Below are 23,806 nucleotides of genomic sequence, written 5' to 3'. Positions count from 1 at the left end.
CGAGCTGGTCGCGGTCGAGCGGGATGGCGGTGGCGTCGCTGAACAGGCCGCCGTTGAAGCGCAGCACGTTGCCGCGCAGGATGGGCGAGAAGCCGCCGACGTTCATGTTCTGCCACAGGTGTTCGAGCATCGGCGCGAAGGTGAGCGGCGAATCCTTGAGGCTCAGCAGCAGGTCGGTGAAGCTCCTGGCCGGCAGCAGGCCGACGTCCTCGGCGAACATCGTGAACAGCGCGCGCATGAGGAAGCCGGCGACCTTCTGCGGCGGGTGGCCGGCGGCTTCGAGCGACTTGGCGAGGGTGGCGAGGCGGTCGGCGATCTCGCGCGTGACGCGCGCGGAACGGCGCGCCGGGTCGAGGCTCTGCGGGTCGAGCCAGACGCAGCGCAGGCGCTCGCGGATGTCCTCGCGGCGCAGGTCTTCGAGGCGGAGGCGGTGGCTGCGCGGGTCCGGGAACGGCGTGTAGGTGGCGCCTGAGCGGCTGAACTCGGCGTACAGCTCGATGTTGCGGTCGACGTCCACGACGAGAATGAAGGGCGGGCGGCCCTCGTCGGCGGGCAGCGCGCGGGCGTACTGGTCGGCCTGGTTGTGGGCGCGCAGCATGGCCTTGTCCCAGCCGGAGGAGTCGAGCGTCTTGCCGGTCTGCTTGGCCTCCAGCACGAAGGTGCCACGCCGGTAGAGGTCGATGAAGCCGTTGTTGCTGCTGCCGTCGGGCTGGCGCATGACGACGCGGCGCTCGAACACGTAGGCGTTGTCGCGCGTGTCGTCGCCGGCCGGTTCGGGCAGGGGCAGGTCGAGCAGCGCGCACAGCTCGGTGAGGAAGAGCTGGTAGTTGGCGCGCTCGCTGCCGCCGGCCTTCTGCCAGCGCTGGATGAAGAGGTCGACGGCGGGCGGGGGCAAGGTGGCGATCAGCGAGGCGGTCACGGCGGGGCTTCCGGGCGGCATGAAGCGGGGAAGTTAACCGCTCGGGGAATGCTGGGGGGATGATGCTTCGTGCCCTGCGATGCTATTCCTCGAGGCGCCCCTGGGCCTGCGCGTAAACGCGGTTTCCGTCCCGTCTGCCGACGGCGATCACCGTCACGAAGACGATGTCATCATCCACACGGTAAACGAGCCGGTAGCCCACACTTCTCAGCTTGATCTTGTAGCAGTCGGGCATACCCGCAAGTGCGGCCGAAGGTACGCGCGGGTTCTCGAGGCGCTCTTCCAGCTTCTTCTTGAACTGCATGCGCAGGGAGCCGTCCAGCTTCCTCCACTCCTGCAGCGCGAGTTCGTGAAAGCGCAGCCTATAGGTCATCGAGACCGACCTCGACGAATGGCCCATCGGCGCGTTCGCGCACCGTCCGGGCGTCTTCGAGGTCTTCGAGGTACGCCATCAGGCGCTCGTAGTGAGCGGCCGAAAGCAGATAGGCTTCGGGCCGATTGTGGTTCAGGACGGCCACGGGACAGTCGTCCGCCTCCCTGAGAATGCCCGCAAAGTTTCGCTTGAGCTCGGTCACGCTCACGGTCATGTTGGCGATGATCTTGTCCATCGTGAGCCTCGACATAAAAGACATCTTAATTGATGCCAAATATAGCACAACAGGCCGATGGGCCGATTAGCAGGCGCAGGGCGGGAGGAGCCGAAGGCGAATCCCGCCATGCGGCGCTGGGTATGTCGCGGGAGGCTGGATTGGCGGGATGCGCTGCGCTCCTCCCGCCCTACGGTCCGCAGCCGCGACTGGCGGCAGCCCTTATGTCGCACCCAGCGCGCGCAACGCGGCGCCGGACTGTACGCCGAGCCCGCACAAGGTCTCTGGAGACAGACGCAGGCGGTCCTCGATGAGCACGCCGGCGGCAGCGGACATGCGAAAGCCCGCGCCCTCGCCCGCCGCGATCCACCACGCTCCTGCCCCTTGCGCCGGATTGCCCTCCTCCACAGCGATTTCGTGGCTGTTGGCGACGCCGTTCAGCGTGCGCGTGTGCGCTTCCAGCACCATGCCGGCATCGAAGATGTCGACGTGGTTCTCGAAGTGGAAGCCGTCCTGTTCGAGCAGGCGCGCGAGCGCGGCGACCTCGGGGTGGATGCCGCCGACGGTGACTTGCGCCGATTCGGGCAGCAGGCTCAGGTAGACCGGATGCTTGGGCATCAGCTCGGCGATGAAGGCCTTGCGGCCCTGCGCGACGAGGCGCTCGGCGCCGCGTTGGTCGACCTTGAAGAAGTGCCGCCCGACCGCCTCCCAGAACGGCGACGTGTCGTCGGCACCGCGCACGCCGTGCATCTCGATGATGGTGCGCGGCGCAAACTCGGCAAGATGCGTGGCGATGAAGAGCTGGGCGGCCTTCGTCAGCTGTTCCGCGCCGCCCATCCCCCGCGCATCACGCCGCACGTACAAGCTGTGCAGTTCGCTGCAGCCGGTGAGGTCGTTGCACAGGTAGAGCACGTCATGGCAGCGGTAGGACTTCAGGCGCGAACTGGAATGGACGATCTTGCCGAGGCGATAGTCGTAGAACGGCTGATCCAGGCCGATGCTGCACGCGAGCTGGACGCAGCCGACCACCTCCCCGCTCGCACGGTCCTCCAGCAGCAGCAGGTAGCCGCGCTCCGCGTCGCTCGCCTCGCCGGCGAGGCTGCGCCCGACTCGCTCCAGCGTCGCGCGGCTCGCCTCGGGCGATTCCGCATGGCGCTCCAGTGCGCCGTCGGCCTCGATCACGAGCGCATGGAAGGCCGCGGCGTCGTCCGCACGCGCGACGCGCACGATGAAGCGGCCGGCGGAAGCGGGAAGGGAAGCCTGTTCATGCCGGGACACAGCACACCTCGTCGTCGTCGATCAGTTCGAGCCGGCTCGCGGCATCCGCGGTGGTGGCAAGGCGGCCGTCGGGGCGCCGCAGCGCGGGCGCGAGCACGGCGCGGAAGCGGCTCGTCTCGCCGTTCGCCAGCAGGCTCTCGGGTTCGCTGCGGCCGATGGCCTCATCCACCGCAAGCGGAAGCGTCTGGGCGACGCGGATCGAGCGCGCCAGCCCGCGCTTGAGGCAGAAGGTCGGCCCGCCGTCGAACACGTCCACGTAGCGCTCCGCCTCGAAGCCCTCGTCGATCAGCAGGCCATAGGTCGGCATGTAGCCCGCGCGGGTCTGGCCGAGCACGTTCTGCGCGCCCTCGGGCAGCAGCGGCACGTAGATCGGATGGTGCGGCATCAGCTCGGCCATGAAGCTGCGGTCCTTGCCCAGCGCCAGCCGCTCCGCCTCGCGGTAGGAGACACCGAAGAACTTGCTCCCGACCGCCGACCAGAACGGCGACTCGCCATCGTCGTCGACCATGCCCGGCAGCGGCGCGATCAGGTCCTCGGCAAACCGTCCGGGCTGCATCGCGATGAACGCCAGCGCGGCCTGCACGAGCGCGCGCTCGACGCGGGCCCGACGGCCGTCGCGTGCGACCAGCGGCGGCCGCAGCAGCGTGAAGCCGGAGAGCTCGTGGCTCAGCGTCAGCGCATACATGCGGTGGTTCACGCCCAGCTCGGGCGAGGCGTGGATGATGGTCTCGTTGCGGAACGAGTAGTCGGCGCCGGGGTACCCGGCCGCGGCGACGACCAGCATCGCGCCGACGAGTGCACCGCCGTCGGTGGCGACGAGCAGGTATTGCTCCTCGCCGGGGAAGTCGATGTCGGCCGCGAACGCGTCCTCGCTCTGCGCAATGAGGCGTTCGAGCAGCCTGGGGTCGTTCGGCAGCGAAACGTCGGGGGCGCCGGCACGCGCGGCGGTCTCGGCCAGGGCGTCCAGGTCGGAATGCTGGGCGGGTCGGATCGTCAGCATGAGGGCTCCGTGGGGGGCGCGCCGGCCGCGCGGGGATCCGTTCCCTGGCTGCCGGTGAGCGTGGCGCGCGAGCGGTCCTCGCGCGGCGTGATGCCGAAATGGGCGCGGTAGGCGGTCGCGAAGTGCGAGCCCGACGAAAAGCCGCAGGACAGGCCGATCTGCACGATGGACTGCTGCGTGCGCACGATGAGCTGGCGCGCGCGCTCGAGGCGCAGTTCCTGGTAGTAGCGCGAAGGCAGGATGTCGAGGTTCTGCTTGAACAGCCGCTCCAGCTGGCGCCGCGAGATACCGACGCATTCGGCGATCTCGTCCGAACCGAGCGGCTCCTCGAGGTTCGCCTCCATCACCAACAGCGCCTCGTTGAGCTTGGGCGGGTGCTGCGAGATGCGGCTCGAGGCCGGCACCGCCTGCTTCTCGTGGCCGGGCCGGATGCGGTCCAGTCCGAACTGGCGCGCGACGTTGTCCGCGAGCCGGGGCGAGACCTGCTGCGCGATCACGCACAGCATCATGTCGAGCGTCGCCTGGCTGCTCGACGCGGTCAGGCGGTCGGCATCGATCTCGTACAGGCTCGCGCACAGCACCAGCTCGGGATGGCGCTCGCGGTAGAGCGTCATATCCTCCCAGTGCACGGCGACGCGGCGATTGTCCAGCAAGCCCGCCGCCGCAAGCCAGCCGGTGCCGCCGCGGTTGCCGCAGAAGGCGGCGCCGACGCGCGCGATGCGCTTCAGTTGCGAGACGATGTCGGCCGCGTTGGCGTCGGGCTGATGGAGATCGGACGCGACGACGAGGGCGTCGCAGCGCACCAGCGCGGACAGCGAACCGCCGACCGACAGGCGGCCCCCGCCGGGCAGCGCGACCGGGGCGCCATCGGCCGAAACGAGATGCACGGCGTAGAAGCGCTGCCCGCCCAGCCGGTTGGCCTCGACGAAGGGATCGACGATGGCGCCCAGCGTGCCGAGCGACACCGGCGGCAGCAGCAGCACGGCGACGTCGAGCGGCTGTGCGCCGCGCTCCGCATCGACGGGCCGGTCCCAGCGCATCCTCGCCGCGCCCTGACTGCGCTCGCCCGCCGTCGCGTACGTGCGACTACTTCAGGTTGCCCGACAGGAACTGCTGCAGCCGCTCGCTCTGCGGGCGCACCAGCACTTCCTTGGGATTGCCCTGCTCCTCCACGCGCCCGCGGTGGACGAAGATCACGTGGTTGGAGACCTCGCGCGCGAAGCCCATCTCGTGCGTGACGACGAGCATGGTGCGCCCCTCTTCGGCGAGCGAGCGCATGACCTTCAGCACCTCGCCAACGAGTTCCGGGTCGAGCGCCGAGGTCGGCTCGTCGAACAGCAGCACGGACGGTTCCATCGCCAACGCGCGGGCGATCGCGACGCGCTGCTGCTGGCCGCCCGACATGTGCGCCGGATAGGCATTGCGAAGATTCCACACGCCCACGCGCTCGAGGTAGCGCTCGGCGCGCTCCAGCACCTCCGCCTTGGGGAGGCCCAGCACGTGGATCGGCGCCTCGATGACGTTCTCCAGCACGGTCATGTGGCTCCACAGGTTGAAGTGCTGGAACACCATCGACAGGCGGGTGCGGATCAGCTGCAGCTGTTTCGGGTCGGCGACGACGAGGTCGCCCTTGCGGTTGCGCGTCAGGCCCACTTCCTTGCCGCCGACGACGATGCGCCCCGAGGTGGGGTTTTCGAGGAAGTTGATGCAGCGCAGCCAGGTGCTCTTGCCGGAACCCGAGGAGCCGATGATGCTGATGACGTCGCCGGAACTCGCCGACAGCGACACGCCCTTCAGCACCTCGTTGTCGCCGTAGGACTTGTGCAAGTCCTCGACGCGGACCTGCTCGACAGTAGCGGTCTGGTTCATTGCAGTTCCTTGCGTGACGGCGGAGCGCACGTCGTTGAGCGCATCCTGGGGCGCCTCGTACAGGCCGATGGAGTTGTAGGGGTCACCGACGTTGATCCGTTCGAAAGTCGCGGCGTGGTTCATTATGCTGCCTCCTTGCGCTTCGTGGCCTTGCGTGGTGCGAGATGGACGAGCCAACGGCCTTCGGCGTACTTGAACATGCCCACCAGCAGGAAGGTGAGCACCAGGTAGACGAGACCGGCGAAGACGAAGGCCTCGAAGGGTGCGAAATGGCGCGAATACACGTTGCGCGCGGCGCCGGTAATGTCTACCAGGGTCACCGCGCTGGCGATCGCCGAGCCCTGCAGCATCAAAATCACCTCGTTGCTGTACGAAGGCAGCATGCGGCGCAGCGCCGACGGCAGCACGATGCGCTGCAGCGCCTTGAAACGGCTCATGCCCATCGCCTTGGCGGCCTCGATCTCGCCATGCGGCGTGTTGCGCATCGCGCCGGCGATGATCTCGATCGTGTAGGCGCAGGTGTTGAGGCCGAAAGCCACCAGCGCGCAGAAGAAGGGTTCGCGGAACAGCAGCCACACCGGGTGGCCCGCCTCCCACGCCGCCTGCATCCACTGCCACTGGCCGGCGCCGTAGTAGATCAGCAGCAGCTGCACGAGCATCGGCGTGCCGCGGAAGAAGTAGGTGTAGGCGGCGACCGGGCCGCTCACCCAGCGGTTCTTCGATACGCGCGCCACGGCGAGCGGCACCGCGCCGGCGAAGCCGCACAGCAGCGCGATGCCGGTGAGTTGCAGCGTCATCAGCAGGCCGCGCCAGAACTCCGGCAGGCTGCTGGTGATGACCTGAAAATCGAACAGTTCCATGATGACTCCGGCTCCGTCAGACGTTGGCTTCGCGGACGCCGACGTTGTAGCGCGCGGTGAGCCGGTTGAGGACGTAGCCCGACACCGCCGTCATCGCGAGGTACAAGGCGCAGACGGCGAGGTAGAAGGTGAAGGGCTGGTGCGTGGAGCGCCCCGCCTGGTCGGCGAGCGAGGTCATGTCCGAGAGCCCGATCATCGACACGATCGCGGTGCTCTTCAGCAGCACGAGCCAGTTGTTGCCGATGCCGGGCAGCGCATAGCGCAACATTTGCGGAAACATGATCCGCCGGAACACCTGCCAGCCGGTCATGCCGTAGGCGCGCCCCGCCTCGAGCTGGCCCGCGGACACGGAGAGGAATGCGCCGCGGAAAGTCTCGGTGAAATAGGCGCCGAAGATGAAGCCGATCGTCAGCACGCCGGCGACGAAGGGGTTGATCTCGATGAACTCCCACTCGAAGTAGTCGATGACCTCGTTGAGCAGCAGCTGGCCGCCGTAGAACACCAGCAGCATCATCACCAGGTCGGGCACGCCGCGCACGATCGTCGTGTAGAGCATGGTCCACAGGCGCAGCGGCAGGAAATCCGACAGCTTGCACGCCGCCCCCAGCAGCCCGCTGGCGACCGCGAGCACCAGCGACAGCAGCGCCACCTTCAGGGTGACCCACGCACCGCCGAGCAGGCTGGGGGAATATTCGATCAGGGCATCCATTACTCACGGACTCCGGGGAAACGGGAAAAGAAAAAGCGCCGCTTGCAGAGGCAATCCGGCGCTTGTCTTCAGGGCAATGATCAGTTGCCGTAGATGTCCATCGGGAAGTACTTCTTGCGGATCTCTTCGTACTTGCCGTTGGCGCGGATGGCCGCGAGGGCCTTGTTGAGCTGCGCGGTCAGCTCCTTGTCCTTCTTGCGCACGGCGATGCCGATGCCCTCGCCGATGACACCCTTCTCCTCGGCGTTCTTGCCGAACAGGCGGTCGCCGGCGACATCGTAGCCCTGGCCTTCGGGCTTGGTCAGGAAGCCGCCGTAGGCTTCGAGGTAGTCGGCGAACGCGGCGTCCAGACGCCCCGACTTCAGGTCGAGGTAGGCTTCATCCTGCTTGGCGTAGCGGACCAGCTCCGGGCCCTTGCCTTCCCAATACTTGGTCGCGAAGTTGTCGGAGACGGTGCCGCGCTGTACGCCGACCTTCTTGCCCTTCAGCGAGGCCATGTCGGGACGCAGCGGCGAGCCGCTCTTGGCGATCAGCGCCAGCGGCGAGGCGTAGTACTTGTCGGTGAAGTCGACCTTGGCCTTGCGCTCTTCGGTGATCGACATCGAGGCGATGATCGCGTCGAACTTGCGCGCGACCAGCGCCGGGATCATGCCGTCCCATTCCTGCTTCACCCAGGTGCACTTGGCCTTCATCTCGGCGCACAGGGCATTGCCGATATCGACGTCGAAGCCCTGCAGCGAGCCGTCGGCGGCGGTGATGTTGAACGGGGGGTAGGCACCCTCGGACGCCAGGCGGATCTCTTTCCAGTCTTTTGCGAAGGCGCCGCCCGCGGTCAGGGCGAGCATGGCGAACAGCAATGCAGTCTTTTTCATCCGGAATTCCTCATGAGTTCTTCACAGCGGTTTCGCGCCCGTGGTTCGGGACGCACGAAAGACCACGACATCATTGGGTAAAAATCAGGAAACGCCGCGCATGGTGGCAAAAAATCCCCCGCGCCTCAATGAGGGCTCTCCGCCGCTATTGCAGCGCACTAAATCCGCGCGGACAAACACGAAGCCCGCGCAAACCCTCATTGCTACAAGGCTCTCCGGTTGTCAATCAGGCCCTTCCGCAATCGGCACGCCGGGTCCGGGCGGGGCAAAGCTGATAGCAAATGTCGCAAAACTGTAATCGCCGATCGCCTTCACACTGGAAAGCCGCGGAATATCTGGGCTTTGGGCTCGAGGGGCCACGGGCACATGTTTTGCTCGCCAAGACCTGCAAGCAGCCAGTAAGCTGTTTCACGTATAAGTCCATAAATAACTCCTATAAACCAATCCTTCCCGCCCCACTCGACGATGATCGAAACCCTGGAGACACGTGTCGGTGAACTGGTCAGCGGTTCGCCGGTCGCGACCTTTGTCATCGACAGCGAGCACCACGTCCGCTACTGGAATCGCGCTTGCGAACTGATGCTCGGAATACTGGCCGACGAGATCGTCGGCACCTCGGACCAGTGGCGCCCCTTCTACCCCGAGCGGCGGCCTGTGATGGCCGACCTGGTCGCCTCGGGGTGCATCGAGATGCTCATCCCGACGTACTACCCGGACAAGTACCGGCCGTCGAAGAGCATTCCGGGCAGCTACGAGGCCGAGGATTTCTTTCCGCACCTCGGGCAGGGCGGGATGTGGCTCCACTTCACGGCGGCACCGATCCGCGACGAGCACGGGTGCGTGATCGGAGCGATCGAGACGCTGCAGGACATCACCGAACGCAAGGAAGCCGAGCGTCGCCTGCAGGAACTGCTCGACGAGCAGCGCGTGATCTTCGACAACGCGCACGTCGGCATCGCGTACATACAGGACCGCGTGATCCTGCGCTGCAACCCCCGCATGGCGGAGATCTTCGGTTATGACAGCGCGCAGGACCTCGTCGGCCGGAAGACGGCAATGCTCTACGCCTCGGCGCGGGACTGGCGGGAGAACGGCATCCGCCTCTATCACCGCCTCGAAGCCCAGGGTTTCAGCGAGGACGAGGTGCTGCTGCAGCGCCGCGACGGCCGACCGATCTGGTGTTACCGCGTCGGCCGCCCGCTCGACCCGCAGCAGCCGCACGGCGGCTCGATCTGGGTTTATTCCGACATCAACGCGCAGAAGCGCCAGCAGCACCAGCTCGAGCTCGCGAGCACCGTATTCGAGAACAGCGGCGAAGCCCTGATGATGTGCGATGCGGACAACCGCATCATCAGCGTCAACTCCGCCTTCGTGCGCATCACCGGCTACGCGCCGGCCGAGGTGATCGGCCAGTCCCCCTCCCTGCTCAAGTCGGGACGTCACGACGCGGCGTTCTACCGCCGCATGTGGGAAACGTTGCTGGTCGAGAACCGCTGGGAAGGCGAGATTTGGGATCGCCGCAAGAACGGCGAAATCTATCCGAAGCGCCTGTCGATCTCGGTCGTGCGCGACGAAGCGGGGCGCGTCGCGCATTTCGTCGGCGCCTTCTCGGACGTCACGCGACGCAAGCAGGCTGAAGAGCGGGTCCAGTTCCTCGCGCGCCACGACGCCCTCACGGGGCTGCCGAACCGCACGCTGCTGCGCGAACGCTTCGCGCAGGCCGCCGAGCACGCACGTCACACGGGGCGACATCTCGCCCTGCTGTTCCTCGACCTCGACCACTTCAAGCGCGTGAACGACTCGCTCGGCCACCCGGTGGGCGACGCGCTGCTGGTCGCCGTCGCCGATCGCCTGCGGCATGCGCTCTACGGCACCGACATGATCAGCCGCCTCGGCGGTGACGAGTTCGTGATCCTGCTCGAGCACGTCCCGTGCCCTGAGGACGTCGTCACCGTTGCCCGCAAGATCGAAGCCTGCATGGACGCACCGGTCGAGATCGACGGCCAGGTGCTGAGCGTCGGCGGCTCGATCGGCGTCGCGATCTATCCGGGTGACGGCAGCGACTTCGACACGCTGCTGCAGAAGGCCGATACCGCGATGTACCACTCCAAGGAGTGCGGACGTGGCACCTTCAGCTACTTCGACGAAAAGATGAACGCGAAGGCGGCCGAGCGCCTGGTGATGCACAGCCGTCTGCGGCAGGCGCTCGGGCGCGACGAGTTCAGCCTGGTGTACCAGCCGCAGGTCAACATGCGCACCGGCCGCATCTTCGGCGCCGAGGCGCTGCTGCGCTGGACGCCGCGCGACGGCGAGCCGGTGGGCCCAAGCCGGTTCATCCCTGTCGCGGAGGAAAGCGGCCTGATCCTGCCGATCGGCGAGTGGGTCATCCACGAAGCCTTCCGTCAGGCGCGCCGCTGGCGCGATGCGGGGCTGTCGATGCAGGTCAGCATCAACGTATCCGGATTGCAGATCTACCGCTCGGACCTCATCGCGACACTCGCTGCTGCGCAGCGGGACACCGGCGTGCCGCCGCGCATGATCGAGGTCGAACTGACCGAATCCACTCTGGTGGAAGACGTGCATGCCGCGCACGAGGTGCTCGACGCGCTGAAGCGTGCGGGCTACGGACTCGCGATCGACGATTTCGGCACCGGATACTCGAGCCTTGCGTACCTGAAACGCTTCCCGCTGAACAAGCTGAAGATCGACCGCTCCTTTGTGACCGACGTGTGCAGCAACGCGGAGGACCGCGCGATTGCGCGCGCGATCATCCAGATCGCCCGCTCGCTGAACCTGCGAGTGGTTGCAGAAGGGGTCGAGACCGTCGAGCAGGCGGCGCTGCTGCGCCGGCACGGCTGCCACGAAGGCCAGGGCTACCTGTTCGGTCGCCCGATGGCGGCGCAGGATCTGGACGGACTGCTCGAGGCCCGCGCCAGCGGCACCGGGCCCGCGCTTGCGCCCGGGTGACTACAGATATCGGCATCCCTCTCACCTATAGTGGACATACACAGGAGGCAGTCCAACAAATACAAAGGGCTTCAGGGAGTCACAATTTCAGGAGAGGCTCATGACACACAAGTCAGCCGCCCTCGCGCTTCTCGGCGCAGTGCTGATTCTGGCGCTGCCGTCCGCCGTCGCAGCAGACACCGTCAGCGACAAATCCTTCGACCGGCAGTCGCAAGCGCTCGATGAAGGGATGAAGCTGAAGGAAGACTCGGGCGTGTTCGGTCGCCCCGGCCTCAGTGGTGAAGAAGGCCCGCGCGCAAGCGCCGTCGGCGACCGCGAGATGGATCGCTACGTGCAGCGCCTGGCGCTGGAGATCCGCCTGCGCAACGCCATCATGGACCGCGATCCGAGCGGATTCCGCTGAGCGGGTCCAACGTCATCGCTATCCCTCGGCCAGCCCCAGCGTGCTCGCGAGGGCGTCGATGAACGCACGGTGTTCGTCGGGTACTTCCTCGCGCCACTCGCGGACGTAGCCGGCAATTCCGTCGGCGCTTACCGCTTCGAGGTTGAGATAGCGCAACACGACCCAGCGTGCGGAGTCGCGCTCGAAATGCGGCAGCAGCAGATTGGCGACGACCTCGTTGTCACCACGGCGATAGGGATCGGCCGACAGACGGGGAAGCGTCGACTTCAGCCATGAAGCGGCCGACGTGCCGGCCGGAAGCCGGCGATGCGGCTCGGCGACGAGATGCTCGGCATAGGAAGCCAGGCTGGGCGCGTACGCTTCCCAGCCCGGATACGGCGCATCGGTCCGCCAGCGCACCGCCATGCTGCGCAGCACGTAGAGGCCGGCCGCCTCGCACAGCGCCTCCTCGAACCACTGTGTCGTGCGACGCGTCGTGTCGTGCGCACGGTGGTCATAGTTGGACAGGATGTGACACAGCTCGTGGCCGAACTGGTAGACATACTGCGCCCAGCCACGATTGCGCGCGGACAGGTGCACGCGGTATTCGCCGTCGTGCCCCTTGTCGAACAGTGTCACCGGACTGCCCGCGGCGTAACTGACGACGACGGGGCTCACGAGTCCATGCGCCGCGCCCCCGGTGAGTTCATCCGCGACGGCGTTGAGCAGGGTTTCGACCTCGTCGCGCGCGGCGCTGCCCCAGTCCTCGCCGTCCACGCGAATCGTGAGGCCCGACAGGCCTGCGATGGGCGCAGCCCCGTCGCCAGCGCGCGCATGCGGCACCACGGCCGCCAGCGCCCACAGGGCGACCAGCGCCTGCACGAACATCCCTCGGAACGCCTGCCTCGTTCTTGCCACCTTCCCCACCCCCGGCGCCGGAAATCCCGGCGTCCGATGCTGCTGCAACTTACTCCACGTAGTGCCCGACACCAATCAGCGAGCCACCCTCGCGCCGCACGTAGGAGCGCTTCTTCTCGACGCGGTTGGTCACCGGATTGCGCCACACGTAGTCCACGGTGGCCGCATCGGCCGATTTCAGCTTCTCGATCATCTCGGCGACGATCTTGTGGCCTTCGGCGTCGGCGAGGCCGCTCGCATCAGTATCTGACAAAGCAGGATTCATGCCCATCGCCTCGAACTTGCCGCTGTCGAGGTTCACCATGAACACGTAGAGGTCGTCCTTCACGAAACCGCCGCGGCGATCGTTGAACGCGGCGGCAGCCTTGACGTGACCTTCGCTACGCGCCAGTGCGACGGCGCGTTCGAGCATCGCACGGGCGTCGTCGGCGCTCGCGCGCGGTGCCGAATAACCGACGCCCAGCACGTAACCGCCGATCTTGCGCACATAGCTGACCTTGGGCTCGACCTTGTTGGTCAGGCGGTTGAGCCACATGTAGCGCACCGTCGCTTCGGGCGTGACCCGCGTGCTGTCGATCATCTCGCGGAACAGCGGGTTGCCCGCCGCGTCGGTCGTGTTCAGCACGGTCAGGCCGACGAGCGCCTCGGGTGCAGCGCCGCTCGCCTGGTAGACGCCCTTGTCGTCGATCACGAACACGTACAGGTCCTTGCGCACGAACTGGCCGCTACGGTCGTTGAAGGCGGCGAAGGCACGGTCGGGGCCGTTCGCTTCCATGTATTTGACCGCCTGTTCGAACAGCGTACGGGCCTCGCGCGGGGTGCTGCGGTCCACGGCCGTGGCGGACTGCGTCGCGAGGGCAAGCAGGGTCGCGGCAGCGAGCGACTTCAGGGGGAGACGTTTCACGTGCGGATCCTCTCTGGCGAGATGCGGAAAATCGGAAGTTGAGACTTTGGCGAGATGGCCGGCTGAACCCGCCCGGGCGCCACACGGCAGGCCCAGGCAGGCTCAGCGGGCCACCCCGGCGAACCGGGGCGGTCGCCGGGCGGACGCGTCCGCCCGGCCCCTGCCAGCCGATCAGGATTTATGCAGCTTGAACACCCACACCGAACCGCCCTGCTCGAGGAAGTTCACGCGCTTGGCGACATCCCCGCCCCACAGCGGCACCGCGCCGCCCCAGCCCGACACCACGGCGATGTACTGCTCGCCTTTGTCTTCCCAGGTGATCGGGGGTGCGATGATCCCGGAGCCGGTCTGGAACTTCCAGACTTCCTTGCCGGAGGTCGCGTCGATCGCCTTCAGGTAGCCTTCGGGAGTGCCGTAGAACACCAGGTTGCCGCCGGTCGCGAGGACGCCGCCCCACAGCGGAGCGCTGTTCTTCACTTCCCACACGATCTTGCCGCTGACCGGATCGACCGCGCGCAGGGCGCCGATGTAATCGTCGTTGATCGGCTTGATCGTGAAGCCCGCGCCGAGGTAGGCCGCACCGCGCTTGTACGACACCGGCTCGTTCCAGATGTCCATCGCCCACTCGTTGGCCGGTACGTAGAAGTAGCCGGTCTTCGGGCTGAACGCCATGGGCATCTGGTTCTTGCCACCCAGGAAGGACGGGGCGTTCAGCACCACCTCGCCCTTCTTGCCGTCGCCGCCGCCTTCGGTGAAGGGGTTGCCCGGACGCTTCTTGTCATCGTAGAGCGGACGGCCGGTGTTCAGGTCGATGCCCTTGGCCCAGTCGATCTGCTTCACGAACGGGAAGGCGTTGAGCAGCTTGCCGTTGGTGCGGTCATTGACGAAGAAGAAGCCGTTGCGGTCCGCTTTGCCGCCCGCCTTGACCATCTTGCCGCTCTTCGGATCCTTGTACTCAAAGGACACGAATTCGTTCACGCCGTCGTAGTCCCAGCCGTCGTGCGGCGTGGTCTGGTAGTGCCACACGATCTTGCCGGTGTCGGGATCGATCGCGACGGTCGAGGACGAGTACAGGTTGTCGCCCGGACGCAGCCAGCTGTTCCACGGCGCCGGGTTGCCGGTGCCGATGAAGATCAGGTTGACGTCCGGATCATAGTAGGCCGACAGCCACGGTGCCGCGCCGCCGGTCTTCCACAGGTCGCCCGGCCAGGTGGCGTTGGTCGTGCCGCTGATGCCGTTCTCGACCTGGTTGCCGTCCTTGTCGTACTTGAAGCCCATGTGGCCTTCGACCACCGGACGCGTCCAGATCAGCTTGCCGGTCTTCGGATCGCGCGCATCCACGCGCCCGACGATGCCGAACTCGCCGCCGGAGTTGCCGGTAATGAGCATGCCCTTGACGATCTGGGGCGCGGCGGTGAAGGAATAGCCCGCCTTGTAGTCCTCGATCTTCTCCTTCCACACGACCTTGCCGGTGTCCTTGTCGAGCGCGACGAGCTGCGCGTCGAGGGTACCGAAGATCACGAGGTTGCCGTAGATCGCAGCGCCGCGGTTGATCACGTCACAGCAGGGCATGATGCCATCGGGCAGGCGGTGCTCGTACTTCCACAGCTTCTCGCCGGTCTTCACGTCAAGCGCGAAGATGCGGCTGTAGGAGGCGGTCACGAACATCTTGCCGTCATGCACCAGCGGCTGCGACTGCTGGCCGCGCTGCTTTTCGCCGCCGAACGAGAACGACCATACCGGCACGAGGTTCTTGACCGTCTGGGGGTTCACCTTCGCCAGCGGGCTGAAACGCTGCCCCTTGGTGCCGAGGCCGTGGGTAACGACCTGCGAGGTATTGCCGGTGCCATCCGCGAGGATGTCCGCGTCGGTCACCTCCTTGGCCTGCGCGCTCCCCATGCTTGCCAGGGACAGCGCGAGGACGGACACCGCGACGGACCACCCTGCGCGTTTCCGGATCTGCTCCATTTGAATCCTCCTTTTCGAATCTCGTCGTATTGTTGGAAACCGCCTCCCTGACCGGGCGACCGGATTCGGCTGCAGGGTTCGCAAAGGGCGTGCCACCGGGCCGCTGCCACCGAAAATCCTCTCCGGTTCCTGAAACATGGCCCAAGCAACGAGTTTTTCAAGGCGATATCGGTACATCTAGCGATTTTCATTGCTCTGATTGACAGCACCTGTTCCGTTTTGGAGCAACTGCGCCCCGCGGCCTGCACAGATGCGCTGATCCGCTGCGTGGCACACCCCTTGCTCGAATCGGTGCACAAACAAGGAGGGCGGCATCGACCGCCCCCGCGGAGGAGACCGATGCGCAGTTCGACCCTGATCGTGCTGGCGATGTTTTGGCTGTGCCCCGTCACCGAGGCGCCGGCCGCCCCCCCTGCTGCCGCAGCCGCCAGCGCGGATCCGCTCGAGTCGGCGCGCTGGGGTGACATGGTGAAGACCTTCTTCGCGGGCGCCAGCGTCGTATTCGATGCGCGCGTGAAAGTCGTGGCGCCACTGATCGCCGAGGATTCGCTCAACGTCCCGGTCTCCGTCGATGCGAGCGAACTGCCCGGCGTCGAGGAGGTGCTCGTCTTCGCCGACTTCAATCCCATCCTCCCGGTGCTGCGCTTCCAGCCGATGAAGGCGCGCCCCGCCCTCGCCTTCCGCCTCAAGCTGCAGCAGTCCTCGCCGGTGCGCGCGGCCGCCCGCACCGCCGACGGCGTGTGGCACGTGGGTGGCGCGTGGATCACGGCGACGGGCGGCGGGTGCACGGCGCCGTCCACCGGCTCGGGCTCGCCCGAGTGGCAGGAGCGCCTGAACCAGGTCAGCGGCAGGATCTTCCCGCGCACCGATGGCGGCGAACGCCTGCGCATGCGCGTGATCCACCCGATGGACACCGGCCTCGCCCCCGGCATCCCGGTGTTCCATGTCGAGGAACTGAGCCTCGGCGACGAATCCGGCGCCGAACTGATGCGCATCCGCGCCTACGAACCGGTTTCCGAGAACCCGCTGTTCACCATCGACCTGCCCGCCGAAGCTGCGGCCGGAACGCGCATCCATGCACGCGGCCGCGACAACAACGGCAACCGCATCGACGCGTGGGTGACGCAATGAGGACGCCCGCCCTGCCGCGCGTGCTGCTGCTCCTCGGCCTTGCACTGACGCCCGCGCTGACGTCGGCCGCCGCTACCCCCGCCGTCCCCGACGCCGCCCGCTTCGACTACCGCCTGGAGCCGCGTGAAATCGCCCCCGGCGTGCACGTCTTCGTCGGCCTGCGCGAGGACTTCACGCCCGCCAACGGCGGCAACATCGTCAATACCGGCTTCCTCGTCGGCACGGACGGCGTCGTCGTCATCGACACCGGCCCGTCGCGCCGCTACGGCGAGCAGATGCTCGCGGCGATCCGGCGCGTGACCCCGCTGCCGGTGGTGCTGACGATCAACACCCACCACCACCCGGACCACTTCCTCGGCAACCAGGCCTTCCCCGCCGCCACCCTCGCGGCGCTGCCCGAGACCCTGCGCGGCATCCAGAAGGACGGCGAGACCTTCAACGAGAACCTCTACCGCATGTCGGGCGACTGGATGAAGGGCACCGAGCGCGTGACGCCCGCCCAGGCGCTCGCACCGGGGCGGCGCAGCGTCGGCGGGCGCGACATCGAGATCGTCGCGCTCGACGGCCACACCCCGGCCGACGTCGTCGTGATCGACCATGCGACCGGCACCGTCTTCGCGGGCGACCTGCTCTTCCACGACCGCGCCGCGACGACGCCGCACGCGAACCTCACGCACTGGCTCGCCGCATTGAAACGCCTCGCAGCGATCCCCGCAAAGCTGTGGGTACCCGGCCACGGCGCCCCGTCGGCCGACGACACGCCGATCCGCCAGACGCGCGGCTACCTCGAATGGCTCGCCGCCGCGATGCGCGACGGCGCCGAGTCCGGCCTCGACATGACCGAGATGCTCGCCCGCGCCGTCCCGCCGCAGTTCCGCGGCCTCGCCGAGGTCGAGCGCGAATACCGCCGCTCGGTCGTGCACCTCTATCCGGCCGCGGAACAGGCCGTACTGGAGAAAGCCCATGCGCGCTAGATCGACCACCCTCGGCACCCGCGTCGGCCTCGTGCTCGCCGCCACGCTTGCGCTGCTCCTGCTCGTCGGCGCCGGCTGGTGGGTGCGCGAGACGCGCAAGTCGATCCACGAAGAAGTGCTCGCCGCGAGCCACGTCGCGCAGCAATGGGTCGCGGTGCTCGTCTCCGAAACCCTGCGCGACCGCGCCGACGGCCCCGAACGCCTGATGGCGCACCTGCGCGCCGTCGGGCGGCTGCGCGCGAACCATCTGGAAGTCCATGCCCCCGACGGCGCCCGCCTATACGTATCGCCCGAGTCGACCTACAAGCCCGGCCGCTTCGCCCCCGACTGGTTTGCCGAACGCATGACGCCCGCGCTGCCGGTGCGCCACTTCGACGCCGGCGACCGCCAGATCGTGCTGCGCCCCGACGCCTCGCGTGCCGTGCTCGACGCCTGGGACGACCTAACCGCCGGCCTCGGCACCGCCTTCGCGCTGCTGCTGGTCGTCGCGCTCGCCGCGCGCTTCGCGCTGCACCGCGCACTCGCGCCGCTCGCGCAGATCGACGCCGCCCTCACGCGCGGCGCCGACGGCCGCTTCGACGTGCGCCTGCCCGGCTACCGCGTCGCCGAACTCGACCGCCTCGCCGCGAGCTACAACCGCCTCGCCGACACGCTGGACGACACCCGCGCGCACAACCTGCGCCTCGAAGAGGACCAGGCCTTCGCACGCGCCGTGCAGGCCCGTCTCGAGGAGGAGCGGCGCGTGATCGCGCGCGAGCTGCATGACGAACTCGGCCAGGCCATCACCGCGGTGCGCGCGATCTCCGGCGCCATCCTGCAGCGCAGCGACGACCATCCGCAGCTGCACGGCAGCGCCCAGGCCATCCTCGCGATGACCGGCCAGATGCAGGACGGCGTGCGCACGATCCTTCAGCGCCTGCGCCCCGCCGGCGCCGACACCGGCCAGCTCGACCGCGCCGTCGCCGACTACTGCCGCCTGTGGTCCGGCCACCATCCCGACATCCGGATCGACTGCCGCACCGCCCCCGCCGGTGCGCCGACCGGCGAAGCGCTGGGCCTCACGGTGCTCCGCCTGCTGCAGGAAAGCCTGACCAATGTCGCGCGCCACTCCGGCGCCACGCACGTCGAAGTGCGGCTCGATTTCCAGCCCGGCGCCGTCGCGCTCGAAGTGCGCGACAACGGCCGCGGCCTGCCGCCCGCCCCGCGCCCGGGGCGCTACGGCCTTACCGGCATGCGCGAGCGCGTCGCCGAGCTGCACGGCGAGCTCGCATTCGACACCACCCCCGGCGGCGGCCTGCGCGTCAGCGCCCGCCTGCCGCACCCCCTTCCGACTGAAACTCCGACCGAGATTCCCACCGAGGTAAGCTTCCATGGCCAGCATTCTTGAAAACCTCCGCCTCGTCCTCGCCGATGACCACGCCATCGTCCGCATGGGCTTCCGCATGCTGCTCGAAGGCGCCGGCGCCACCATCGTTGCCGAGGCCGACAGCGGCGAGGCCGCGATCGCCGCGTTCGGCGAGCATCAGCCCGACGCCCTGGTGATGGATGTGACCATGCCCGGGCTGGGCGGCCTGTGCGCGCTGGACCGCCTGCGCGCGCACCACCCCGGCGCCCGCGTGCTGATGCTGTCGGCACACGAGGACTCACAGATCCCGATGCGCGCACTGCGCTCCGGGGCCACCGGCTACCTCTCGAAGCGCGCCCAGCCGCAGGAACTGGTGCGCGCCGTCGCCCAGGTCGCGCGCGGCCAGCGCTACGTCGACCCCGAGCTCGCGCCGCAGCTCGCGCTCGCCCAGTTCGGCGGCAGCAACGACCCCGCCGACGCGCTCACGGACAAGGAATTCGCCGTCTTCCTCGAACTCGCGAAAGGAAATTCCGTGACCCAGGTCGCCGACACCCACAAGCTCAGCCCCAGCACCGTCGGCACCCACCTCTACCACATCAAGCAGAAGCTCAACGCCGCCAATGCCGCCGAGCTGGCGCTGATCGCCGTGCGCTCCGGCCTGATCGAAGCCTGAGCGGGAAACGCCCCCGGCGTGCGACCGCATCCCGCGCAATTCCCGCACGGAGGTTTCGCACCACGGCTGGCACTTCGACTATTTGCACCTATCATTCAGTCAGGGTAACGCTCAGGGATGGCATAGACGCACACAAGGCCTGCGGCGCCAGAGGGGCGACGCCGCGACCGACGCGCTTCCGGGGAGGGCGACATGAGCCACAGGTCGGATCACATCGGCATGCCGGCCCCTCGCGACGGGCGCGGGGCCCTCTTTCCTCCCGTTGCGGATTGAATCCGTGCTGCGCGACCACCTCGACCTGCCGGTGGAGATGCTGCCGCAGCCCGACGAGACGACCTGCGGGCCGACCTGCCTGCACGCGATCTATCGCTACTGGGGGCGGGAGGAACGCCTCCGGGACGTCATCGAACGCACCAGCAAGCTCCAGCGCGGCGGCACCGTTGCCGTCTTCCTCGCCTGCGATGCGCTGCGGCAGGGCTTCGAGGCAACCATCTACACCTACAACCTGCAGGTGTTCGACCCCACGTGGTTCGCGCCGGGCGCAGACCTGAGCGACCGCCTGCTGAGCCAGCGCATGGAAAAGGTGGATGACCCGCGCGTTCAGGAAGTGACCGCGGGATACCTCGACTTCCTGAGCCTCGGCGGACGCTTGCGGCTGAAGGACCTCTCCCGCTACCTCCTGCGCGGCCTGATGCGCCGCGGGGTTCCGATCCTCACCGGCCTGAGTTCGACCTATCTGTATCGCACGCGGCGCGAATACGGCCCGCAGGACCTTCCCGACGACATCCGCGGCACCCCTGGCGGCCATTTCGTCGTCCTGTCGGGCTACGACCGCCCGCGCCGCACCGTACGCGTGTCGGACCCCTACGGACCTCACCCGTACGGGCCGTCGCGCGAATACTGGCTCGGTATCGACCGTGCCGTGGGGGCGATCCTGCTCGGCATCCTCACCCACGACGCCAACCTGCTCGTGATCCGCCCGCCGGGGGGAAAGCGCACATGACCATACTGGTCGTCGTCAGCACCCCCAAGGACTGGCCGCTGGCGATGCCCGACGTCTGCGTCGTTTCCGCCCGCGACTACCTCACCGATCCAGCGTGTGCCGGCCACGGCGTCACGCAGGTCTTCAACCTGTGCCGCTCCTACCGCTACCAGAGCCTGGGCTACTACGTATCGCTGCTGGCCGAGGCGCGCAGCCAGAAGCCCCTGCCCGGCGTCACGACGATCGAGGACCTGCAGTCGCAGAACCTCGTGCGTCTTCTCACCTCCGATCTGCACGGCCTGATCCAGGCCGCGCTCGCCCCGATCAAATCGGACACCTTCACGCTGAGCATCTATTTCGGGCGCAATCTCGCCGAACGCTACGACCCGCTCAGCCGCCAGATCTTCAACCTGCTGCAGGCCCCCTTCCTGCAGGCGAACTTCGTGCGCAAGAACGACGCATGGCACGTAAAAAGCGTTACGCCCATCGCCATCGGGGAGATCCCGCCGCCGCACCAGAGCTTCATGATCGAAGCGGCTCGCGCCTACTTCTCCGGCCGCTGGCCCCGCCCGCGACGCCGCTACCTGCCGCGCTTCACGCTGGCGATCCTGCGCGACCCGGACAACACCCAGCCCGCTTCCAACCCGGCGGCCATCCGCAAGTTCGAGAAGGCCGCACGCGCCCTGGGCCTCGCGACCGAGATCGTCGGGCGGCAGGACCTCGCACGCCTGCCGCAGTTCGACGCGCTTTTCATCCGCGACAACACCTTCATCAACCACTACACCTATCGTTTCTCGCGCCACGCGGCGGCCGAAGGCCTCGTCGTGATCGACGACCCCGTCTCGATCCTGCGCTGCAACAACAAGGTCTACCTCGCCGAACTGCTGCCGCAGCACAACATCCCGATCCCGAAGACGCTGCTCGTGCATCGCGGCAACGTGCAGGACATCGTCCCCACCCTGGGCCTGCCCTGCGTGCTCAAGCAGCCCGACAGCTGCCTGTCGATCGGCGTCGTGAAGGCCGAGACGCTCGAGGAGCTCAACGCGCAGGTCGCGCACCTGCTGGAGAAGTCCGAGCTGATCGTCGCTCAGGAATACCTGCCCACCACGTTCGACTGGCGCGTCGGCATCCTCGACCGGCGCCTGCTGTTCGTGTGCAAGTACCACATGGCACGCGGGCACTGGCAGATCATCCACCGCGACGCCGAGCACGACACCTACGAGGAGGGCCCCACGACCGCCGTTTCGCTCGATGAAGCCCCGCCGGACGTCCTGCGCACCGCCCTGCGTGCGGCCAACCTGATCGGCGACGGTTTCTACGGCGTCGACCTCAAGAAGGTCGGCGAACGCTGCTGCGTGATCGAGGTGAACGACAACCCCAATGTCGACGCCGGCAACGAGGACGGAGTGCTCAAGGACGCCCTCTATCATCATGTAATGGACGTGTTCGCGACGCGCCTCGAACACCACACGGGGCGCATGACATGACCGGCAACGCACCGCCGCTGAAGGCTTTCGCCGCGTGCGGCATCGAGCTCGAATACATGATCGTCGACCGCGACACCCTCGCGGTGCAACCGATCGCCGACCGCCTGCTGCGCGACGCCGACGGCCGCCAACTCGCCGAAGTCGCGCGCGGCGAGCTGGCGTGGTCCAACGAGCTGGTGCTGCACGTCGTGGAACTCAAGAATGTGCGACCGAGCGCGAACCTGGACGCACTGGTGCCGCGCTTCCAGGCCGAGATCGGCCGTATCGACGCCGAACTCGCCCGCTACAACGCCCGACTAATGCCCACCGCGACGCATCCTTGGATGGACCCGGCACGCGAGACCCGCGTGTGGCCGCACGACAACGCGGCGATCTACCGCAGCTTCGACCGCATCTTCGACTGCCGCCAGCACGGCTGGGCCAACCTCCAGAGCATGCACGTGAACCTGCCCTTCGCCGATGACGGGGAGTTCGCCCGCCTGCACGCGGCGGTGCGCGTGCTGCTGCCGCTGCTGCCCGCGATCGCCGCAAGCTCGCCCGTCGCCGAAGGGAAGCGCCGACGCGAGCTCGACTTCCGCATGGAGTCCTACCGCTTCCACCCGATGCGCGTGCCCTCGCTGATGGGCAGCGTGATTCCCGACAATGCGTCGAGTCGCGCCGAATACGAAACCACGGTACTCGCGCCGATGTACCGCGACATCGCCCCCCTCGACAGCGAAGGGGTGATGCAATACGAATGGCTCAACACCCGCGCCGCGATCCCTCGCTTCGACCGCAGCGCGCTGGAGATCCGCGTCATCGACGTGCAGGAATGCCCGCAGGCGGATCTCGCGATCGCCGCCGCGACGACCGCCGTTACGCAGGCCCTGTACGAAAACCGCTGGAGTCCGCTCGCCGCGCAGCACGCGATCGACACCGCGACGCTCGCGGCAATCCTGCTCGACACGATCCGCGACGCCGACCACGCCGTGATCGCCGACCCCGCCTATCTCGCGCTGTTCGGCGTCCGCGGCGGTGGCTGCGAGGCGCGCGAGCTCTGGCGCCATCTCCTCGACGCCTGCGCCGGCCATCCGCTGCTCACGCCGGCGACACGGCCCGCGCTCGACACCATCCTCGCGCGCGGCCCCCTTGCGCGTCGCATTCTCGCGGCACTGGGCGAGCCCTTCGATCGCGCGCGCCTCGCGCTCGTCTACCGCCAACTATGCGACTGCCTGGCCGCCGGCCGACTGTTCACGGGATTCGAGCGATGAACGGCGCGGGCACCGGCCATAGTTTCCTGATCACCTGCGAGCACGGCGGCAACCGCGTTCCACCGCGTTACCGCGAATTCTTCGCCGGGCGCGAGGCGCTGCTGGAGAGCCATCGCGGCTACGATCCCGGCGCACTCGCAATGGCACGCGACCTCGCGGACGAACTGCACGCGTCGCTGATCTACGCGACGACCAGCCGCCTGCTCGTGGACCTCAACCGCACGCGGGGCCACCCGGGCCTGCACTGCGAAACCATCCGTGCGCAGCCGGAAGCAACGCGGCGCGAAATCATCGACAGGTACTACCTGCCCTTCCGCACCCGCGCCGAACGGCTCGTCGCGGCCGAGGTCGACGCGGGCCGCCGCGTGATCCACGTCTCCAGCCACAGCTTCACGCCCGTTCTCGACGGCGTCGTGCGCCGGGCCGACGTCGGCCTGCTCTACGACCCCTCCCGTCCGGGCGAAACCGAACTGTGCGCCGAATGGCTCGCGTGCCTGCGCCGCCGCTCGCCCGCGCTCACGGTACGCCGCAACTACCCGTACACGGGCAAGTCCGACGGCCTCACGGCCTACCTGCGGCGCTGCTTCCCGGCCGAGCTCTACGTCGGCATCGAACTTGAACTCAACCAGCGCCTCGTCAGGCCCAGGCAGCGCGCGTGGCGCGACCTGCGAGCCGATGTCGTCGCCACGCTGCGAGAGGCCCTCGGGCGCCCCGCGCCGCGCTGACGCGGG

The 23,806-nt window shown here is 67.7% G+C and carries 22 protein-coding genes and 1 pseudogene; 10 read left to right on the top strand and 13 right to left on the bottom strand.

The window, feature by feature from the left end; all coding sequences use genetic code 11:
* Positions 1-100 precede the first annotated feature (100 nt).
* The 10 genes and pseudogenes from GPA27_RS29405 to aotJ form a co-directional block, all read right to left on the bottom strand.
* Positions 101-940 (bottom strand): annotated as a pseudogene (locus GPA27_RS29405) (type IIL restriction-modification enzyme MmeI); the annotation flags it as partial.
* 61 nt (positions 941-1,001) lie between these two features.
* Complete coding sequence (locus tag GPA27_RS02375) at positions 1,002-1,292, bottom strand: type II toxin-antitoxin system RelE family toxin (RefSeq protein ID WP_169137444.1); 291 nt, start codon at positions 1,290-1,292, stop codon at positions 1,002-1,004.
* Positions 1,282-1,527, bottom strand: a complete 246-nt coding sequence (locus GPA27_RS02370; protein WP_169137442.1) for a type II toxin-antitoxin system Phd/YefM family antitoxin — start codon at positions 1,525-1,527, stop codon at positions 1,282-1,284. The genes GPA27_RS02375 and GPA27_RS02370 overlap by 11 nt, the downstream gene beginning before the upstream one ends.
* Before the next feature lie 201 nt (positions 1,528-1,728).
* A complete protein-coding gene (gene astA / locus GPA27_RS02365) occupies positions 1,729-2,784 on the bottom strand; it encodes an arginine N-succinyltransferase (protein WP_169137440.1) in 1,056 nt (351 codons plus the stop codon).
* The gene (locus tag GPA27_RS02360) at positions 2,771-3,784 is read right to left on the bottom strand and encodes an arginine N-succinyltransferase (RefSeq protein WP_169137438.1); all 1,014 of its coding nucleotides are present in this window, start codon (positions 3,782-3,784) and stop codon (positions 2,771-2,773) included. The genes astA and GPA27_RS02360 overlap by 14 nt, the downstream gene beginning before the upstream one ends.
* The gene (locus tag GPA27_RS02355) at positions 3,778-4,824 is read right to left on the bottom strand and encodes a GlxA family transcriptional regulator (protein WP_169137436.1); all 1,047 of its coding nucleotides are present in this window, start codon (positions 4,822-4,824) and stop codon (positions 3,778-3,780) included. The genes GPA27_RS02360 and GPA27_RS02355 overlap by 7 nt, the downstream gene beginning before the upstream one ends.
* Positions 4,825-4,870: 46 nt before the next feature.
* Positions 4,871-5,653, bottom strand: coding sequence for an ABC transporter ATP-binding protein (locus GPA27_RS02350; protein ID WP_169137609.1), 783 nt, complete (start codon positions 5,651-5,653; stop codon positions 4,871-4,873).
* A gap of 122 nt (positions 5,654-5,775) precedes the next feature.
* On the bottom strand, positions 5,776-6,513 hold the full coding sequence (locus GPA27_RS02345; protein ID WP_169137434.1) for an ABC transporter permease: 738 nt from the start codon (positions 6,511-6,513) through the stop codon (positions 5,776-5,778).
* A 16-nt stretch (positions 6,514-6,529) separates the two neighbouring features.
* Positions 6,530-7,222 carry an ABC transporter permease gene (locus GPA27_RS02340; protein WP_169137432.1) on the bottom strand — a complete coding sequence of 231 codons (693 nt, stop codon included), beginning with the start codon at positions 7,220-7,222 and terminating at the stop codon, positions 6,530-6,532.
* A gap of 80 nt (positions 7,223-7,302) precedes the next feature.
* Entirely contained in the window at positions 7,303-8,094 is a 792-nt protein-coding gene (aotJ, locus tag GPA27_RS02335) for an L-arginine-binding protein AotJ (RefSeq protein WP_169137430.1), read from the bottom strand.
* 465 nt (positions 8,095-8,559) lie between these two features.
* On the opposite strand from aotJ, the gene GPA27_RS02330 reads away from it, so the two are divergent.
* Together GPA27_RS02330 and GPA27_RS02325 are read left to right on the top strand one after the other, a co-directional pair.
* Positions 8,560-11,061 carry a sensor domain-containing protein gene (locus GPA27_RS02330; protein WP_169137428.1) on the top strand — a complete coding sequence of 834 codons (2,502 nt, stop codon included), beginning with the start codon at positions 8,560-8,562 and terminating at the stop codon, positions 11,059-11,061.
* A 100-nt stretch (positions 11,062-11,161) separates the two neighbouring features.
* Entirely contained in the window at positions 11,162-11,464 is a 303-nt protein-coding gene (locus tag GPA27_RS02325) for a hypothetical protein (RefSeq protein ID WP_169137426.1), read from the top strand.
* Between the two features lie 18 nt (positions 11,465-11,482).
* Here GPA27_RS02325 and GPA27_RS02320 read toward each other — a convergent pair whose 3' ends face one another.
* The 3 genes from GPA27_RS02320 to GPA27_RS02310 all read right to left on the bottom strand — a co-directional run bounded on the left by GPA27_RS02320 (position 11,483) and on the right by GPA27_RS02310 (position 15,233).
* Positions 11,483-12,331: a hypothetical protein gene (locus GPA27_RS02320; RefSeq protein ID WP_169137424.1), complete on the bottom strand. Its 849-nt coding sequence runs from the start codon at positions 12,329-12,331 to the stop codon at positions 11,483-11,485.
* A gap of 79 nt (positions 12,332-12,410) precedes the next feature.
* A complete protein-coding gene (locus GPA27_RS02315) occupies positions 12,411-13,265 on the bottom strand; it encodes a cache domain-containing protein (protein ID WP_256222747.1) in 855 nt (284 codons plus the stop codon).
* A gap of 171 nt (positions 13,266-13,436) precedes the next feature.
* On the bottom strand, positions 13,437-15,233 hold the full coding sequence (locus tag GPA27_RS02310; protein WP_169137422.1) for a methanol/ethanol family PQQ-dependent dehydrogenase: 1,797 nt from the start codon (positions 15,231-15,233) through the stop codon (positions 13,437-13,439).
* A gap of 339 nt (positions 15,234-15,572) precedes the next feature.
* On the opposite strand from GPA27_RS02310, the gene GPA27_RS02305 reads away from it, so the two are divergent.
* From GPA27_RS02305 to GPA27_RS02270, 8 genes are all read left to right on the top strand, one after another.
* The gene (locus GPA27_RS02305; RefSeq protein WP_169137420.1) at positions 15,573-16,364 is read left to right on the top strand and encodes a quinoprotein dehydrogenase-associated SoxYZ-like carrier; all 792 of its coding nucleotides are present in this window, start codon (positions 15,573-15,575) and stop codon (positions 16,362-16,364) included.
* Positions 16,361-17,338, top strand: coding sequence for a quinoprotein relay system zinc metallohydrolase 1 (locus GPA27_RS02300; protein WP_169137418.1), 978 nt, complete (start codon positions 16,361-16,363; stop codon positions 17,336-17,338). The genes GPA27_RS02305 and GPA27_RS02300 overlap by 4 nt, the downstream gene beginning before the upstream one ends.
* Entirely contained in the window at positions 17,328-18,725 is a 1,398-nt protein-coding gene (locus tag GPA27_RS02295; RefSeq protein ID WP_169137416.1) for a HAMP domain-containing sensor histidine kinase, read from the top strand. Before GPA27_RS02300 ends, GPA27_RS02295 begins: the two co-directional genes overlap by 11 nt.
* A complete protein-coding gene (locus GPA27_RS02290) occupies positions 18,709-19,356 on the top strand; it encodes a response regulator (protein ID WP_076603072.1) in 648 nt (215 codons plus the stop codon). Before GPA27_RS02295 ends, GPA27_RS02290 begins: the two co-directional genes overlap by 17 nt.
* 277 nt (positions 19,357-19,633) lie before the next feature.
* On the top strand, positions 19,634-20,359 hold the full coding sequence (locus GPA27_RS02285) for a C39 family peptidase (RefSeq protein ID WP_256222746.1): 726 nt from the start codon (positions 19,634-19,636) through the stop codon (positions 20,357-20,359).
* The gene (locus GPA27_RS02280; protein WP_169137414.1) at positions 20,356-21,825 is read left to right on the top strand and encodes a RimK family ATP-grasp domain-containing protein; all 1,470 of its coding nucleotides are present in this window, start codon (positions 20,356-20,358) and stop codon (positions 21,823-21,825) included. The genes GPA27_RS02285 and GPA27_RS02280 overlap by 4 nt, the downstream gene beginning before the upstream one ends.
* The gene (locus GPA27_RS02275) at positions 21,822-23,075 is read left to right on the top strand and encodes a carboxylate-amine ligase (RefSeq protein ID WP_169137412.1); all 1,254 of its coding nucleotides are present in this window, start codon (positions 21,822-21,824) and stop codon (positions 23,073-23,075) included. The genes GPA27_RS02280 and GPA27_RS02275 overlap by 4 nt, the downstream gene beginning before the upstream one ends.
* Positions 23,072-23,800, top strand: a complete 729-nt coding sequence (locus tag GPA27_RS02270; RefSeq protein ID WP_169137410.1) for an N-formylglutamate amidohydrolase — start codon at positions 23,072-23,074, stop codon at positions 23,798-23,800. The genes GPA27_RS02275 and GPA27_RS02270 overlap by 4 nt, the downstream gene beginning before the upstream one ends.
* The last annotated feature ends 6 nt before the right edge of the window (positions 23,801-23,806 follow it).

This window comes from Aromatoleum toluolicum (genome assembly GCF_012911005.2).
Classification (GTDB): domain Bacteria; phylum Pseudomonadota; class Gammaproteobacteria; order Burkholderiales; family Rhodocyclaceae; genus Aromatoleum; species Aromatoleum toluolicum.
The sequence above is the reverse complement of the archived record's forward strand: the minus strand, read 5'-3'. Positions and strand labels throughout refer to the sequence as shown.